The organism is Nocardiopsis synnemataformans, assembly GCF_965343085.1.
Classification (GTDB): Bacteria; Actinomycetota; Actinomycetes; order Streptosporangiales; family Streptosporangiaceae; genus Nocardiopsis; species Nocardiopsis alborubida.
In genome coordinates, this window is sequence record NZ_CBDRFA010000032.1 from 46,641 (window position 1) to 60,027 (window position 13,387).

At 69.7% G+C, this 13,387-nt stretch carries 14 protein-coding genes; 9 read left to right on the plus strand and 5 right to left on the minus strand.

From position 1 onward, the window contains the following. Positions 1-77: 77 nt before the first annotated feature. Positions 78-917 carry a helix-turn-helix domain-containing protein gene (locus ACSIH6_RS19245; protein WP_435109687.1) on the minus strand — a complete coding sequence of 280 codons (840 nt, stop codon included), beginning with the start codon at positions 915-917 and terminating at the stop codon, positions 78-80. A 320-nt stretch (positions 918-1,237) separates the two neighbouring features. Between ACSIH6_RS19245 and ACSIH6_RS19250 the strand changes: the two genes are divergently transcribed. Further along, positions 1,238-1,477, plus strand: a complete 240-nt coding sequence (locus tag ACSIH6_RS19250) for a DUF6355 family natural product biosynthesis protein (RefSeq protein ID WP_435109688.1) — start codon at positions 1,238-1,240, stop codon at positions 1,475-1,477. A 78-nt stretch (positions 1,478-1,555) separates the two neighbouring features. Here the strand turns inward: ACSIH6_RS19250 and ACSIH6_RS19255 are convergent, their stop codons facing one another. The 3 genes from ACSIH6_RS19255 to ACSIH6_RS19265 form a co-directional block, all read right to left on the minus strand. Beyond that, on the minus strand, positions 1,556-1,990 hold the full coding sequence (locus ACSIH6_RS19255) for a DUF4276 family protein (RefSeq protein WP_435109689.1): 435 nt from the start codon (positions 1,988-1,990) through the stop codon (positions 1,556-1,558). Then, on the minus strand, positions 1,990-3,183 hold the full coding sequence (locus ACSIH6_RS19260; RefSeq protein ID WP_435109690.1) for an AAA family ATPase: 1,194 nt from the start codon (positions 3,181-3,183) through the stop codon (positions 1,990-1,992). The genes ACSIH6_RS19255 and ACSIH6_RS19260 overlap by 1 nt, the downstream gene beginning before the upstream one ends. Before the next feature lie 432 nt (positions 3,184-3,615). Continuing rightward, positions 3,616-3,957 carry a hypothetical protein gene (locus ACSIH6_RS19265; RefSeq protein ID WP_435109691.1) on the minus strand — a complete coding sequence of 114 codons (342 nt, stop codon included), beginning with the start codon at positions 3,955-3,957 and terminating at the stop codon, positions 3,616-3,618. A 98-nt stretch (positions 3,958-4,055) separates the two neighbouring features. Here ACSIH6_RS19265 and ACSIH6_RS19270 point away from each other — a divergent pair, with 98 nt between their 5' ends. After that, positions 4,056-4,826 (plus strand): helix-turn-helix domain-containing protein, encoded by a 771-nt coding sequence (locus tag ACSIH6_RS19270; RefSeq protein WP_435109692.1) that lies wholly within the window; start codon positions 4,056-4,058, stop codon positions 4,824-4,826. Further along, on the plus strand, positions 4,823-5,005 hold the full coding sequence (locus tag ACSIH6_RS19275) for a DUF397 domain-containing protein (RefSeq protein ID WP_435109693.1): 183 nt from the start codon (positions 4,823-4,825) through the stop codon (positions 5,003-5,005). The genes ACSIH6_RS19270 and ACSIH6_RS19275 overlap by 4 nt, the downstream gene beginning before the upstream one ends. A gap of 224 nt (positions 5,006-5,229) precedes the next feature. Here ACSIH6_RS19275 and ACSIH6_RS19280 read toward each other — a convergent pair whose 3' ends face one another. After that, a complete protein-coding gene (locus ACSIH6_RS19280; RefSeq protein ID WP_435109694.1) occupies positions 5,230-6,279 on the minus strand; it encodes a LacI family DNA-binding transcriptional regulator in 1,050 nt (349 codons plus the stop codon). Positions 6,280-6,540: 261 nt separating this feature from the next. Here ACSIH6_RS19280 and ACSIH6_RS19285 point away from each other — a divergent pair, with 261 nt between their 5' ends. The 6 genes from ACSIH6_RS19285 (at position 6,541) to ACSIH6_RS19310 (ending at position 13,358) form a co-directional block, all read left to right on the plus strand. Continuing rightward, entirely contained in the window at positions 6,541-8,058 is a 1,518-nt protein-coding gene (locus ACSIH6_RS19285; RefSeq protein ID WP_435109695.1) for a sugar ABC transporter ATP-binding protein, read from the plus strand. After that, on the plus strand, positions 8,055-9,068 hold the full coding sequence (locus ACSIH6_RS19290) for an ABC transporter permease (RefSeq protein ID WP_435109696.1): 1,014 nt from the start codon (positions 8,055-8,057) through the stop codon (positions 9,066-9,068). The genes ACSIH6_RS19285 and ACSIH6_RS19290 overlap by 4 nt, the downstream gene beginning before the upstream one ends. After that, on the plus strand, positions 9,052-10,173 hold the full coding sequence (locus tag ACSIH6_RS19295) for an ABC transporter permease (protein ID WP_435109697.1): 1,122 nt from the start codon (positions 9,052-9,054) through the stop codon (positions 10,171-10,173). The genes ACSIH6_RS19290 and ACSIH6_RS19295 overlap by 17 nt, the downstream gene beginning before the upstream one ends. Further along, entirely contained in the window at positions 10,170-11,237 is a 1,068-nt protein-coding gene (gene rhaS, locus ACSIH6_RS19300) for a rhamnose ABC transporter substrate-binding protein (protein WP_435109698.1), read from the plus strand. Before ACSIH6_RS19295 ends, rhaS begins: the two co-directional genes overlap by 4 nt. A gap of 296 nt (positions 11,238-11,533) precedes the next feature. Continuing rightward, positions 11,534-11,851: an L-rhamnose mutarotase gene (locus ACSIH6_RS19305; protein WP_435109699.1), complete on the plus strand. Its 318-nt coding sequence runs from the start codon at positions 11,534-11,536 to the stop codon at positions 11,849-11,851. 52 nt (positions 11,852-11,903) lie between these two features. Further along, on the plus strand, positions 11,904-13,358 hold the full coding sequence (locus ACSIH6_RS19310) for a BNR repeat-containing protein (RefSeq protein WP_435109700.1): 1,455 nt from the start codon (positions 11,904-11,906) through the stop codon (positions 13,356-13,358). Positions 13,359-13,387: the final 29 nt, after the last annotated feature.

Consider the following 13,387-nt stretch of genomic DNA (forward strand, 5'->3'; position numbering starts at 1 on the left):
GCAGGGCCTGCTGGGGCCTCTGTTGCGGATGTGTCAGGGGTGCGGTCGTGCGACCTGGAACGGCGTCCCCGCGGGCCTCACAGGGCGCGGAACCGGCCCGGACTCAACCCCGTGACCCGCCGGAAGGCCGCGCCGAACGCGCTCGCCGAGTGGTATCCCACACACACCGCCACCTCGTCGATCTCGTCCCCCCGCGCGAGCATCGTCACCGCGTGCTGCACGCGCGCGGTGGTCAGCCACTGGCTGAACCCCAGACCGGTCTCGGCGCGGAACGCCCGGGTGACGGTGCGGGTGCTCACGCCCAGCCGCGCCGCCCACACGGCCAGGGTGGTGGTGTCGGCGGGGTCCTCGCGCACGGCGGCGACGATGGGGGCCAGCAGCGGCGACTCGGGGATGTGCAGGAGCAGCTCGTGCCGGGCGGGGGCGAGGATGTCCAGCACCATCGTCTCGGTCCGCGAACGCTCGTCCGCGGTGAGGCCGTCGGCGTCGAGCCGGTCGAGCAGGAGCCGCAGGAGCGGGGTGACCTCCATCGCGACGGGCCCGTCGGAGATCGAGGGGACCGCGTGGACGCCGAACTGCGCGGCGCGGTGCCAGGTTCCCGCTGGTGTCCAGCCGGAGTGGCGCGTCCCGGCCGGGAGCCACAGGCCGACTGTGGGAGTGATCGTCCAGACCCGCGTGCCGATGGTGGCGGAGGAGGCGCCCCGCTGGTTCCAGAGCAGTTCGTGCGTGGGGTGCGAGTGCTCCTCCCAGAAGGTGTCGCGGGGGATGATCTCGGCGCTGCCCATGACGACGAAGGGCACCTCGATCTCACCGGCGGCGTAGGAGGGGAGCCTGCGGCTGTCGATCACGTCGCGCTGCGGGGGACCGGCGGGGCGCGGTTGAGTCGCAAGGCCCGGTCGGGTGTCTCGTTTGACCACGTCATCCAGGTTAGGTGCCGGTGGGCGCTGCGACGGCGGCGGCGTCGGCTCCCGGGCCAGGGAGCGGAATCGGTCCTGACGGGTGGAGGCGCCCGAGAACCGATGCCGGAGTCAGAGGAGCGAACCTGGGTTGGGATCTTCAAACCTCGCTGGAGAGATGTGACCGAACGTGGCCAACGGACACCCCAAGTAAATCGTGAATGTATCGTTGCTCTCGGTAATGGAAGCAGGTCTTTGGGGGTTCTGTGCTGGGTAAGTGGCGACGTTGCGTGTCAGTTCTGGCCGGAGGAGCGGTAGCGGCGGGGCTGCTCACCGTAACCATGGCTTCGCCCGCGTCAGCGGCCTTGGTATGCGGTTACAACGACAACGACAACGGAGAGGCCGTCTACCGCCACTGCGGTGACGTCAACGTGCGCATCAAGACCACCACCGTGTTCGGAAGCGACAGTTACCAGTGTGTGGCTCCGGGCGACACCGTCCTCGGGGCCACCTGGTTCATCAGTGGATCCCACTACGTCGGTGGAGTCGGGTGTTCTCCCGTGACCATTCCGCCGCGGTGATCCTGGTGTCGGCGGGCCTGTGACCGCTGCGAAGACGGCCGTGCGGGAGCCTGCTGCGCGGCCGTCGTCGGGTGCGGTCTACAGCAGGCCAGCGATGGGGTCGTCCGGTGCGACGGCGTCGTCTCGCATCGCGGAGTGCCCGCGCAGGGACTCGGAGGCGGCCAGGAACCACGCCTCGTACTCGGGACAGGCGATCACCACCTCGACCGTGCATCGGGCGAGTGCGGGATCGGGAGCGATCGAGCGCGCGAGTTCGATAGGGCAGGTGACGTCTTTGTCGTCACCGTCCCTGAGGACGAGGACGCCGCCCCGGTCGGGAACGCGCCTGGATTGGAGCAACACCGCCCTGGCCAACTCGTCCGGTTTGCGCATTTTCGCTGAGTCCAGACGGAAGGGCTGTGCGACGTCGATCCATGCTCCCGCGTACTCGGTCGCGACCCGGGTGAGGAGGTCCCGTACCGCCTTGTGCTCGCCGTGCCCCTCCACGATCGGGGCGATGGTGACTGCGGACATCACTCCTCTTCCCAGGACAGGCGTTCCTGGACGGGCGCAGGAAGGAGTTGGTCGGTTCTGAGTAGCTCACCGGGGGTGTAGAGGTGTTCCCGCATCGCGTGGGTACCGGCCTCGTCGAGCGGGCCGATGTTGGTCTCACCGGACACGGAACGGACCGCGTACAGCTCGGAGGGCTCGAAGTCGTCCCGGTCCAGCAGGTCGGGGCTGTGGCTGGTGACGATTACCTGGCGCCGTGTGCTCGCGTCCCGCAGTGCGTCCAGTAGGACTCCGGCCGCCGCAGGGTGCAGAGCGCTCTCCGGTTCCTCGATGCCGACCGTGCTGAGGGTGTCCCCGGTGTCGGAGAACAGGCAGACGAGGACGCCCAGTGCACGCAGGGTGCCGTCCGAGACCGACTGCGCCGGAAACCGCCACGGGTTCTCGGCCCCCGGTACGTCCTGGGTGAACTCCAGTGTTTCCCAGTTGCCGAGGTCCGCCCGCGACACCCCGTGCATACCGGGAACGATCATCCGCAGGTAGTCCTCGACGCGTTCCTTGTCGCTCGCACCCTGGGAACTGCGTTGCAGGCGGTGCAGCACGCTGGCGACGTTGGACCCGTCCCGGCGCAGGAACTCGCCAGAGTCAGGAGTCTGCGGTTCGCGCATGGCGTCCGGGTTCAGGCTGAAGACGCTGATGCCGGAGAGGCCCGCGTACACCCGCTCGAAGATGTCGATTCCGGCGGCTGAGACCAGGTAGAGGCGCTGGTCGTTGACCGGGGGCATGACGGGTTCGGAGGCCTTCTCCAGCTTGCCGTTCCTGACTTTGAAGAAGCCCTTCCAGGTTTCCGCTTCCCCGGTGGAGCGCACGTGGCACTCCTCCCGGGAGATCCGGAACGCGCCCTCGTCTGTCGTGGCCACCTCGACCCCGTACCTGCCCGAGTAGGTAGGGCCTCGGAACTCCAGGTCGATCGCGAAGTGGGTCGGGTGCCCGGTCGAGCGCTGGCGCACCTCGGCCACGCCGCCCCGACTGCGTAGCGCCTGGTCGAGCGAGGTCTGGAGAGCTTCGGAGACCAGTCTGAGAGCGTCGAGGAAGTTGCTCTTACCGGAGCCGTTGGGGCCCACGAGGAAGAGCAGTTGGCCCAGCCTGACATCGGCTTTGGCAATGCTTCTGTAGTGCTTCAGGTGCACCCGGGTGAGCGAGAACTGGTTGGCCTGCATGGAGTTCAGTCTTTCAGCATCCTGGCGGTAGGCCGTCAATCTGACAGAGGTGTGAGCGTGGTCAGGGCGTGGCCGGTGACCCATGCGTCAGCGGGCTCGCGGGGGACGGCGGGGGAGCGGGCAGCGTGGAGTGTCGTCAGGGCCCGGGCGTGGGCGCGGAATGCGTACGGCGGCGCTCACCGGGATGTTGGGGAGGAGGTCTGCGGCACAATGGCCATGTCGGCATCCCTTTTCTGGTCTTGCTCGGATGGTGCTGGCCTTGCTCTGGGAGCGCTGATTCCGCTCGCCAGAGCTTTTGCGTGCCCGGCCGGAGGCATGTGGAAGGTGGGGTGAGAGGTACGGATAACCGAGGTGTCAGTTCTCGGGTGAAAGATGGAGAATGAAGGTTTCTCCAGAACTGGTGACGATATCGCCGTTTTTGTCTTCTGGGTCTCACCGCGTTCCGCGAACCTGGCGGTAAGCGGAACGGTTCGGTAGCGGCGGCTGGAATCCCGCCCTGTCCTCGACCACGGAGTCCACGAGGAGGCTGAGCCGGTCGCGCTGCACGTACTTCCAGGTGCCGTGCCGGTCCTGGTAACTCCAGGCGAAGCCGTCCTTGAGGCCGATGGCGACGTTACCCAGGTAGGAGGGGCCGATGAGGGCTCGTTCGACATCGGGGCCGTGGGTCCAGGGGAAGCGCCGCCACTCGACGGTGAAGGTCAGACCCCGCTGGTTCTGGAAGGCGGCGATGGCAGCGGCGAACATGTCGTCGGAGGGTTTCCTTGTTTCGTTCATGCCCTCAGCATCCGACGCGGGAGTTCTGTTCCCCTAGTGAGTGAGTTGTATCTACAAAGGGATGGCTCCAAGAGGAACACCGAGGTTAGCTTTGGGTTATGGTGCAACACGATTTCGGTGCATACCTGGCGGAAGAACGCAATAACTCTGGCTACACCCTTCGCAAGCTTGCGGCTCTGGTGAACCTGAGCCCATCGACCATCTCCCGATGGGAGAACAACCACGTAGTCCCGCTCCGGAACGAAGTGGAGAAAGTGGACAAGGTCCTGGAGTTGCAGGGGCGGCTTGTCAGTGTGTGGGAGTTCGCGAAGGCGGAAGGGCTCCCGCAGTGGATGCACAGCGTCTCGCGACTGGAGGAGGCCGCAGAGACGATAGACCTGATATCTCCTTTGCTGGTTCCTGGGCTGTTGCAGTCTCCGAGTTACGCGCGACTGGTGTTCGAGGAATCGCTGATGGGACGCGAGTCGGGTGACCTGGAACGCTTGGTGGCGCTGAGGTGTGGCAGGTACGAGCAGTTGCGGAAGCTCAATAACCCTCGGGTCATCGCGGTGTTTCCTGTGACAGCGGTGACCTGCGTCCCTGACTGGGTTCGGAAAGAGCAGGTTTCACACCTTTTGTCCGTTTCTGAAGCGGGCAAGATGCGCTTCCACCTGGTTCCAGAGGACTCCATCCTGATCGGGGTGACGTCCATGCTTCTGCTGTTTCACCTTCGTGATGGCGGGAAAGCGGCTGTGAGCGACCATGTGGACGGCGCTACCTTGTATGAGGACACGAAGGTGTACGACCGCTTGCATGGTCTGGTGAAACAAGCACTGGGTAGCGCTCTGCCTGCGACCCAGTCTCGGAAAGTTCTGGAGGAACTACGGTGAGCGAGCGACGCGACTTCCACAAGTCCAGCTACAGCACGTCGGGCGGGAACTGCGTCGAGGTGAGCGAGGGCCACGACACCCTCGTGCGGGACACCCAGAATCGGGAGCTGGGACACCTCAGCTTCGACCGCCGCGAGTGGACCTCCCTCCTCTCCCTGCTGGCATCGTCCCCCCGCTAGCGACAGCCTTCCCGGTGTTCCCGGCGCTTTTTCTGAGACAGCAGGACCCCTGCTCCGACTCCTGGAACGGGGGTCTTTCGCTGGTGCAGGTGTGGAGCCGCTTCTGTCCGGCGCCGTCTGTGCATGGCAGGTATGACGGGCATGATCTAAGGCGCGGCTAGGGCTGACGGCCAAGTTTTGTGGAGAGCCCAACCTCCTACGGCGACCCTCTACGCCGACCCCGGTCAGGGGCGGTACACCGCCGTCGAGCCCCGCACCACGAGTTCCGGGGTGAACAACACCCGCTCGTGGACGTGCTCGCCGTGGTTCAGCTCCGACTCCAGCAGGCGCATCGCCGCCCGGCCCAGTTCGTACTTGGGCTGCGCCACCGTGGTCAGACCCGGGTGCACCAGGTCGGCGAAGTCCACGTTGTCGTACCCCACCACCGACATGTCCTCGGGCACCCGCAGGCCCCGTTGACCCAGGCCCTTCATCACGCCGAGCGCCAGTTGGTCGTTGGCGCAGAACACCGCCTGGGGCCGCTGCCGCGGCCCTCCGTTCAGGATCGCGTCCACCGCCCGCTCGCCCTGTTCGGGGTTGAGCAGCGGCTGCTCGACCACCCGCACACAGGTGTCCGGGTCCAGCCCGGCCTCCGCGAAGGCGTCGCGCAGTCCCTCGTGCCGCCGGCGCACCTGCTCGATGGCGAACGGCCCCGTCAGGAAGGTCACCGTCTCGTGCCCCAGCCCGATGAGGTGCCTCCCGGCCGCCATCCCGCCCGCGTGGTTGTCCACGCTGACGCTGCACCCCACGTCCTCGGCGACGTCGCCCCGGTCCAGGGCCACCCAGGAGGTTCCCTGGCGGCTCAGCCACAAAAGGTCCGACAGGTCGTCGTCCACGGGCATCACCACGGCCCCGGCCGCGCGCTGCTCGGCCAGCAGGCGCACGTTGCGCTGCTGGCGCTCGCGCTTCTCGGCGGAGTTGAGCAGCACCACGGCCAGTCCGGAACCGGCCGCCTCGTCCTCCACGCCCCGTGCGACCTCGGTGAAGAACGGGTTGGTCACGTCCAACACGAGCAGCCCGACCGATTCGCTGCGCCCCGAGCGCAGGCTGCTGCCGGAGGAGTTGCGCACGTAGTCGAGTTCGGTGATGGCCGCCTCGACCCGCAGGCGGGTGGCCTCGGCGACACGCTCGGGACGGTTGAGCACGTTGGACACGGTTCCGGGGGAGACCCCGGCGTGCCGGGCGACCTCGGTGATACCCACGCCGCGGCGTGCGTTGGAGGACCTGGTGGACAAGGGGCTTCTCCCGTGCGTGTGCGGAGGGCGATGCGAAGCATCGTACTCACACCCCGATTGAAACGTGTCAATCCCATGTCCGGAGTGGGGTGTTCTGGGCCGTGTGGCGTGCTGGAAAGGGCTTACCGACAGGGAGGTCGTTATCGGGGCGAGACCTGCGAATTCTTGGGCGCTCCTCTTGACGGTGTGATGTGGGGCACTTAACATCCACTTCATATTAAAACGTTTTTGCCGGGCACGGCAAAGAGAAGGAGGGCGCACGTGGACCCAGCAGAGGTCCCCCCACCCCTCGCCCTGGTCGACGTCACCAAGTCCTTCGGGAGCGTCAGGGCCCTGCGGGGGCTGTCCCTGGAACTGCGCCCCGGAGAGATCCACGCACTGGTGGGCGAGAACGGGGCGGGCAAGTCCACCCTGGTCAAGACGATCGCGGGGGTACACCGACCGGACGGCGGACAGGTCCTCGTGGACGGCCGTCCCGCGGAGTTCGCCGCGCCCGTGGACGCCCAGCGCGCCGGGGTCGCGGTCATCTACCAGGAACCCACGCTGTTCCCCGACCTGTCGGTGGCCGAGAACATCTTCGTCGGCCGCCAGCCCCGCACCCGCGTGCGCACCATCGACCGCGGCCGCATGCGCCGCGACACCCGGGAGGTCTTCACGCGCCTGGGCGTGGACATGGACCCCGACCGCCCCGCGCGGGGGCTGTCCATCGCCGACCAGCAGCTCGTGGAGATCGCCAAGGCCCTCACCCGACAGGCGCGGGTCCTGGTCATGGACGAGCCCACCGCCGCCCTGTCCGGCGTGGAGGCCGAGCGCCTGTTCACCGTCGCCCGCACCCTGCGCGACGCCGGTTCGGCGCTGCTGTTCATCTCCCACCGCTTCGACGAGGTCTTCGCCCTGTGCGACCGCATCACCGTGGTCCGCGACGGTGCGTTCGTCTCCTGCGACCCCACCGGCGACCTGGACGTGGACACCGTCGTGCGCCGCATGGTCGGCCGTGAGGTGAACAGCCTCTACCCCAAGGAGGAGGCCGAGCGCGGGGAGGTCCTGCTGGAGGTCGACGGCCTGACCCGCCACGGCGTGTTCGCCGACGTGTCCTTCTCGGTGCGCGCCGGGGAGATCGTCGCCCTGTCCGGGCTGGTCGGCGCCGGACGCAGCGAGGTCGTCCGCGCCGTGTTCGGGGTGGACCGCTACGACGCGGGCACCGTGCGGGTGGAGGGCAGACCGCTGGCACCGGGGCGGCCCCGGGCCGCCATGGCCGCCGGGCTCGCCCTGGTCCCCGAGGACCGCCGCCAGCAGGGCCTGGTCATGGAGTCCTCCATCGAACGCAACGCCACCGCCACCCGCCGCTGGCCGCTCAGCCGCCTGGGCCTGCTGCGCCCCCGCGCCGAACGCGACTCCGCCCGTGAGTGGGGCGAGCGCCTGAGCCTGAGGTTCGGCCGCCTCACCGACCCCGTCTCCACCCTCTCCGGCGGCAACCAGCAAAAAGTCGTCCTGGCCAAGTGGCTGTCCACCGAACCCCGCGTGCTGTTCGTGGACGAGCCCACGCGCGGCATCGACGTGGGCACCAAGGCCGAGGTCCACCGCCTGCTCTCCACCCTCGCGGGCCGGGGGCTGGCCATCGTCATGGTCTCCAGCGAACTCCCCGAGGTCCTGGGCATGGCCGACCGGGTCCTGGTCATGCACGAGGGCCGGGTCACCGCCCACCTGGACCGCGCGGAGGCCGACGAGGAGTCGGTCATGTACGCGGCCACCGGACAGCGACCGAGCGAGGCCGCATGACGAACACGGTCAGTACCGCCCCCGCCCCCGCGCGCCGCAGGCTCCAGTTCCGCGAACTCGGCGTGCTCCTGGCCGTGGTGGTCCTCGTGGCCGCCACCTGGCTGTACAACCCCGGGTTCCTGTCCAGCCAGGGCGTGCGTGACCTGTTCCTGGGCGCCACCGTCCTGTCCGTCCTCGCCGTCGGCCAGGCCCTGGTCCTGATCACCAGGAACGTCGATCTCTCGGTCGGCTCGGTCATGGGCCTGTCGGCCTTCGGCACCGGCCTGCTGTTCGTGACCTTCCCCGGCCTGCCCGTCCCCGTCGCGATGCTCGCCGGGGTCGGCATCGGCCTGGTCGCGGGACTGCTCAACGGCCTGCTGGTCACCACCGTGCGGGTCCCCGCCCTGGTCGTCACCCTGGGCACCCTGTACGCCTACCGCGGCCTCAACCACTGGTGGGCCGGGGGAGAGCAGGTCAACGCCCACGACATGCCCGACTCCTTCCTGCTGCTGGGCCGCTTCAGCGTCCTGGGGGTGCCCCTGCCCGCCGCGGTCGCCATCGTCGTGGTCGCCGTCGTGGGCTTCTACCTCGCCAGCTACCGCTCGGGCCGCGAGCTGTACGCCATCGGCTCCGACGCCGACGCCGCACGGCTCTCGGGCATCCCCGCCTCGCGCCGCGTCACCTGGGCCTTCGCCGCCAACGGCGCCCTGGCCGGACTGGCCGGGGTGCTCTTCGCCGCCCGCTACGGCACCGTCGACTCCACCGTGGGCACCGGCATGGAACTCCAGGTCGTGGCCGCGGCCGTGGTCGGCGGCGTGGCCATCGCGGGCGGTGTGGGCACCGTCTACGGCGCCGCGCTCGGCGCCGTCCTGCTCACCACCATCACCGCAGCCCTGCCCATCTGGCAGGTCAACCAGTTCTGGCACCAGGCGGTGGTGGGCGCGCTCATCCTGGCCGCCATCGGCCTGGACCGGCTGCTCGCGGTGCGTACCGCGCGCAGGCTTCGAGGAGGAGGTGCCCGTGGCGCCTGAACGCACCGTCACCGCCCCCGCCCCCGACCGGGCGCCCGAGGGCGCCCCGGCGCGAGACCCCGCAGGCCCCGGCCGGATCCGGTCGCTGCTCTCGGCCCGCGAGACGCCGGTGGTGGGCGCGCTCGTGGTCACCCTGCTGGCCGCCGGGCTGTTCGTGGACATGTTCGCCACCGCGCGCAACATCGACTTCCTGGTGCTGAGCGTGGCCGCCATCGCCCTGATGGCCCTGCCGATGACGCTCATCGTCATCACCGGCGAGATCGACCTGTCGGTGGCCAGCACCCTGGCCCTGACCAGCGCCACCCTCGGCGTGCTGTGGGAGGCCGGGGTCGCCATCGAGACGGCCCTGTGGATCTGCCTGGCCGTGGGCGCGCTGCTGGGCGCCCTCAACGGGTTCCTGGTCACGGTGTGCGGGCTGCCGTCCCTGGCCGTGACCATCGGCACCATGGCCCTGTACCGGGGCCTGGCCTACGTGCTGCTCGGCGACCGCGCCGTGGCCAGCTACCCCCAGAGCTGGGTCAGCGGCGCCCGTGCGCCCTTCCTGGGCGTGGAGGGCCTGCCGTGGATCGCCGTGGCGATCCTGGTCCTGGCGGTGCTGTTCGGGGTGCTGCTGCACGCCACCGCCGTCGGCCGCTCGCTGTTCGACATCGGCAACAACGACGAGGCCGCCCGCTTCACCGGGGTGTCGGTGCGCTGGACCAAGTTCTGGCTGTTCACGCTCAGCGGGGTGGTGGCCGCCGGGGCCGGGATCTTCTGGACCCTCCAGTACGGCACCTCCCGCGCCGACACCGCCTTCGGCCTGGAACTCCAGGTCGTGGCCGCCGTCCTGCTCGGCGGGGTGTCCATCTTCGGCGGGGTCGGCTCGATCCTGGGCGTGCTGAGCGGCGTCGTGCTGCTGGGCGCCATCCGCAACGCCCTCCAGCTGTTCGGCATCAGCAGCGAGGTCCTCCAGATCGTCACCGGCCTCATCCTCATCGCCTCCGTCGTCACGCCCAACCTCGTGGCCCGGCTGCGCGCCAGACGCGCACCCGGCACCCGCCCCTCCTCAGCCCCGGCCGCGGCACCGTCCGCCGCGTCCGCCCCCACCAAGGGAGAACACTCATGACCCAGGGCCGCCCACGCCACCTGCTCCTGGCCGCGTCCGCGTTCGCGGTGCTGATGACCGCCGCCTGCGGCGGGGGCACCACCATCGAGGACGCCCAGGAGGAGAACGAGACCGGGCCGACCGGCACCGCCGACCCGGACGCGCAGATCCCCGAGGGCCTGAAGATCGACTTCCTGCCCAAGCAGCTCAACAACCCCTTCTTCGAGATCGTCAACCAGGGCGGCACCGAGGCCGTCGAGGAGGTCGGCGGAACGGCCACCGAGCGCGGCGGCACCGAGGCCACGGCCGACTCCCAGGTGGAGTACATCAACGCGGCCAGCCAGGCGGGCAGCGACGTCATCGTGATCGCCGCCAACGACCCCGACGCGGTCTGCCCGGCGCTCAACGAGGCCCGCGACAACGGCGCGGCCATCGTCGGCTACGACTCCGACGCCAACTGCACCGACGTGTTCGTCAACCAGTCCTCCACCGAGCTCATCGGCCGCACCCTGGTCGAGATGATCGCCGAGGACCTGGGCGGCGAGGGCACCTTCGCGGTGCTGTCGGCCACTCCCAACGCCACCAACCAGAACGCCTGGATCGCGGCGATGGAGGAGGTGCTCGCCGAGGAGGAGTACGCCGACCTGGAGCTGGTCGAGACCGTCTACGGCAACGACGACGACCTGGAGTCCTTCCAGGAGATGCAGGGCCTCATGCAGTCCCACCCCGACCTGGGCGGCGTGGTCTCGCCCACCACAGTCGGCATCGCCGCTGCGGCCCGCTACATCAGCGACTCCGAGTACCAGGGTGAGGTCGCCGTCACCGGCCTGGGCACGCCCAACCAGATGCGCCAGTTCGTGGACGACGGCACCGTGAGCCAGTTCGCCCTGTGGAACCCGCTCGACCTGGGCTACCTGGCCGGGTACACCGGCGCCGCGCTCAAGTCCGGGCAGATCACCGGCGCCGAGGGCGAGACCTTCACGGCCGGGCGCCTGGGCGAGTTCACGTTCGAGACCGACGGGGAGATCGTGCTCGGCCCGCCGCAGGTCTTCGACGCCGAGAACGTGGACGACTTCGACTTCTGAGCCCGCTGCCGAGAATGCTCTCCGCGGCCGCCCCTGAGGCTGTCACCGGGTCCGGGCCGTGTGCCGGGGCCCGTCCCTCCGTCCGGGGCGGCCCCGGGGCGCCGGGAGCTTTCCGCGGCCCTTCGCGTCCGGTAGCCGTTCTCGCGGCCGTGGAGGCGTCTTCCGCGCGCCCGGCACACGGAAACCGGGCCCGGGCGGCTCCGCCCGGCCCGACGTGCCGCAATCCGTACCGCTTCGTACATAACCGTCATGGTCTGTCACGCCTTCTCCAGACCCGTCCCACAGGAAGGACGTCCGTGCAGCGCGTCTGCTTCATCCTCAAGGTCCGTCAGGAGCGCCTCGCCGAGTACCGGGAACGGCACGCCGAGGTGTGGCCGGAGATGCGCGAGGCCCTCAGCGCCACCGGCTGGCACAACTACTCGCTGTTCTGCACCGAGGAGGGCATGGTCGTCGGCTACCTGGAGACCGAGGACTTCGAGGCCGCCCGCGCCGCGATGGCCGAGACCGACGTCAACGCCCGCTGGCAGGCCGAGATGGCCCCGTTCTTCGAGGGCCTGCCCGGCCGTCCCGACGAGGGGATGGTGCCCCTGACCGAGGTCTTCCACCTCGCCTGACCGCTGCCTCGCCTGACCTCAGGTTTTCCCGACCCCCACGAGAGGAACCGCCGTGCCCCCCGCCCCGCGCTCCCCGCTGCGCGCCCTGGCCGGACTCGCCTCCGGCGCCCTGGCGCTGGCCCTGGCCACAACCCCCACCGGCCCGGCGGCCGCCGCCGACACGGCCGCCGCGGCGGCCGACACGCCCTCGGCCACGCCGCTGGGCAGCTGGACCCTGGACGAGAACGCCCTGTACTTCGTCTCCTACGACGGCCTGGTCAACAACGGCTCCTACCAGCAGTCCGGCATCCTCACCCACGGCCGGTACCAGTACGCCGCCTGGTACACCGAGGACCGCCACGCCCTCCTCGCGCGCCGCTCCCTCGACGGCGGCGACTGGCAGACCGTCCGCCTGCCCCACCGGCTGAGCGTCGACGACTCGCACAACTCCATCTCGCTGGGCGTCTCCGCCGTGGACGGACGCCTGCACGTGGGCATGGACACCCACAACACCCCGATCCACTACACGCGGTCCGAGGCCGGGCTGGTCACGGGCGGGGCGGACTGGAGCGCCGACTCCTTCGAGCCGATCCAGCGCGACCTGGCGGGCCTGGACACCGGCTCGATGACCTACCCCCGCTTCGTCCCCACGCCCGACGGCGGCCTCCAGTTCGCCTACCGCACCGGCGGTTCGGGCGACGGAACCCAGGAACTCGCCGAGTACGCCGACGGGGAGTGGACCCACCTGGGCGCCTGGTCCTCGCCGGACGGCTCCTACGCGGCCAACGGGGCGGTCAGCGACAGCCGCAACATGTACCTGCACGGGATCGGCTACGGCGACGACGGCCGGTTGCACGCCTCGTTCACCTGGCGCGAGACCGCGGCGGGCGGGGACATCCTCTGCCACCCGGGCGGGCTGTCCAACCACGACACCGGCTACGTCTACAGCGACGACGCCGGACGCACCTGGCGTACCGACGACGCCCGCCTCGCCGCGGTCACGGGCACCCGGATGCGGGTCTCCGTGGACACTCCCGGACACGTCGTGGACCCCCTGCCGCTCGACTACGCGCTCATGAACCAGGAGTCGCAGGCGATCGACTCCTCGGGCAGTCCGCACGTGGTCATCAGCTACCGGCCGGGCAGGTTCGGGCACTGCTCGACCGACTTCGTCGACGACCGCAGACGACAGGGGCGCACCTTCCACCTGCACCAGGACGACGCCGGGACCTGGCACAAGGTGGAGCTGCCCGAGCCGCTGAACGCCTTCGGGCGCTCCCGGCTGGTGCTCACCGAGGACGACACCGCCTACGTGGTCATGCCCTTCGGCCGCATCCTGGCCGCCACCGCCGACACCGGGTGGAGCGAGTGGACGACGGTCCACGACGGCGCGGGCGTCGACGCGTTCGGTGAGGTGCTGGTGGACGAGTCCCGGGTGGCCTCGGAGGGGATCCTGTCCGTCCTCTACCAGGAGGCGGGTTCGGGACCGTCCACGCCGATCCGCGTGGCCGACTTCCGGCTCGGCTGACCGGGGAGGGGCGGCCCGGCGTCCGGCCG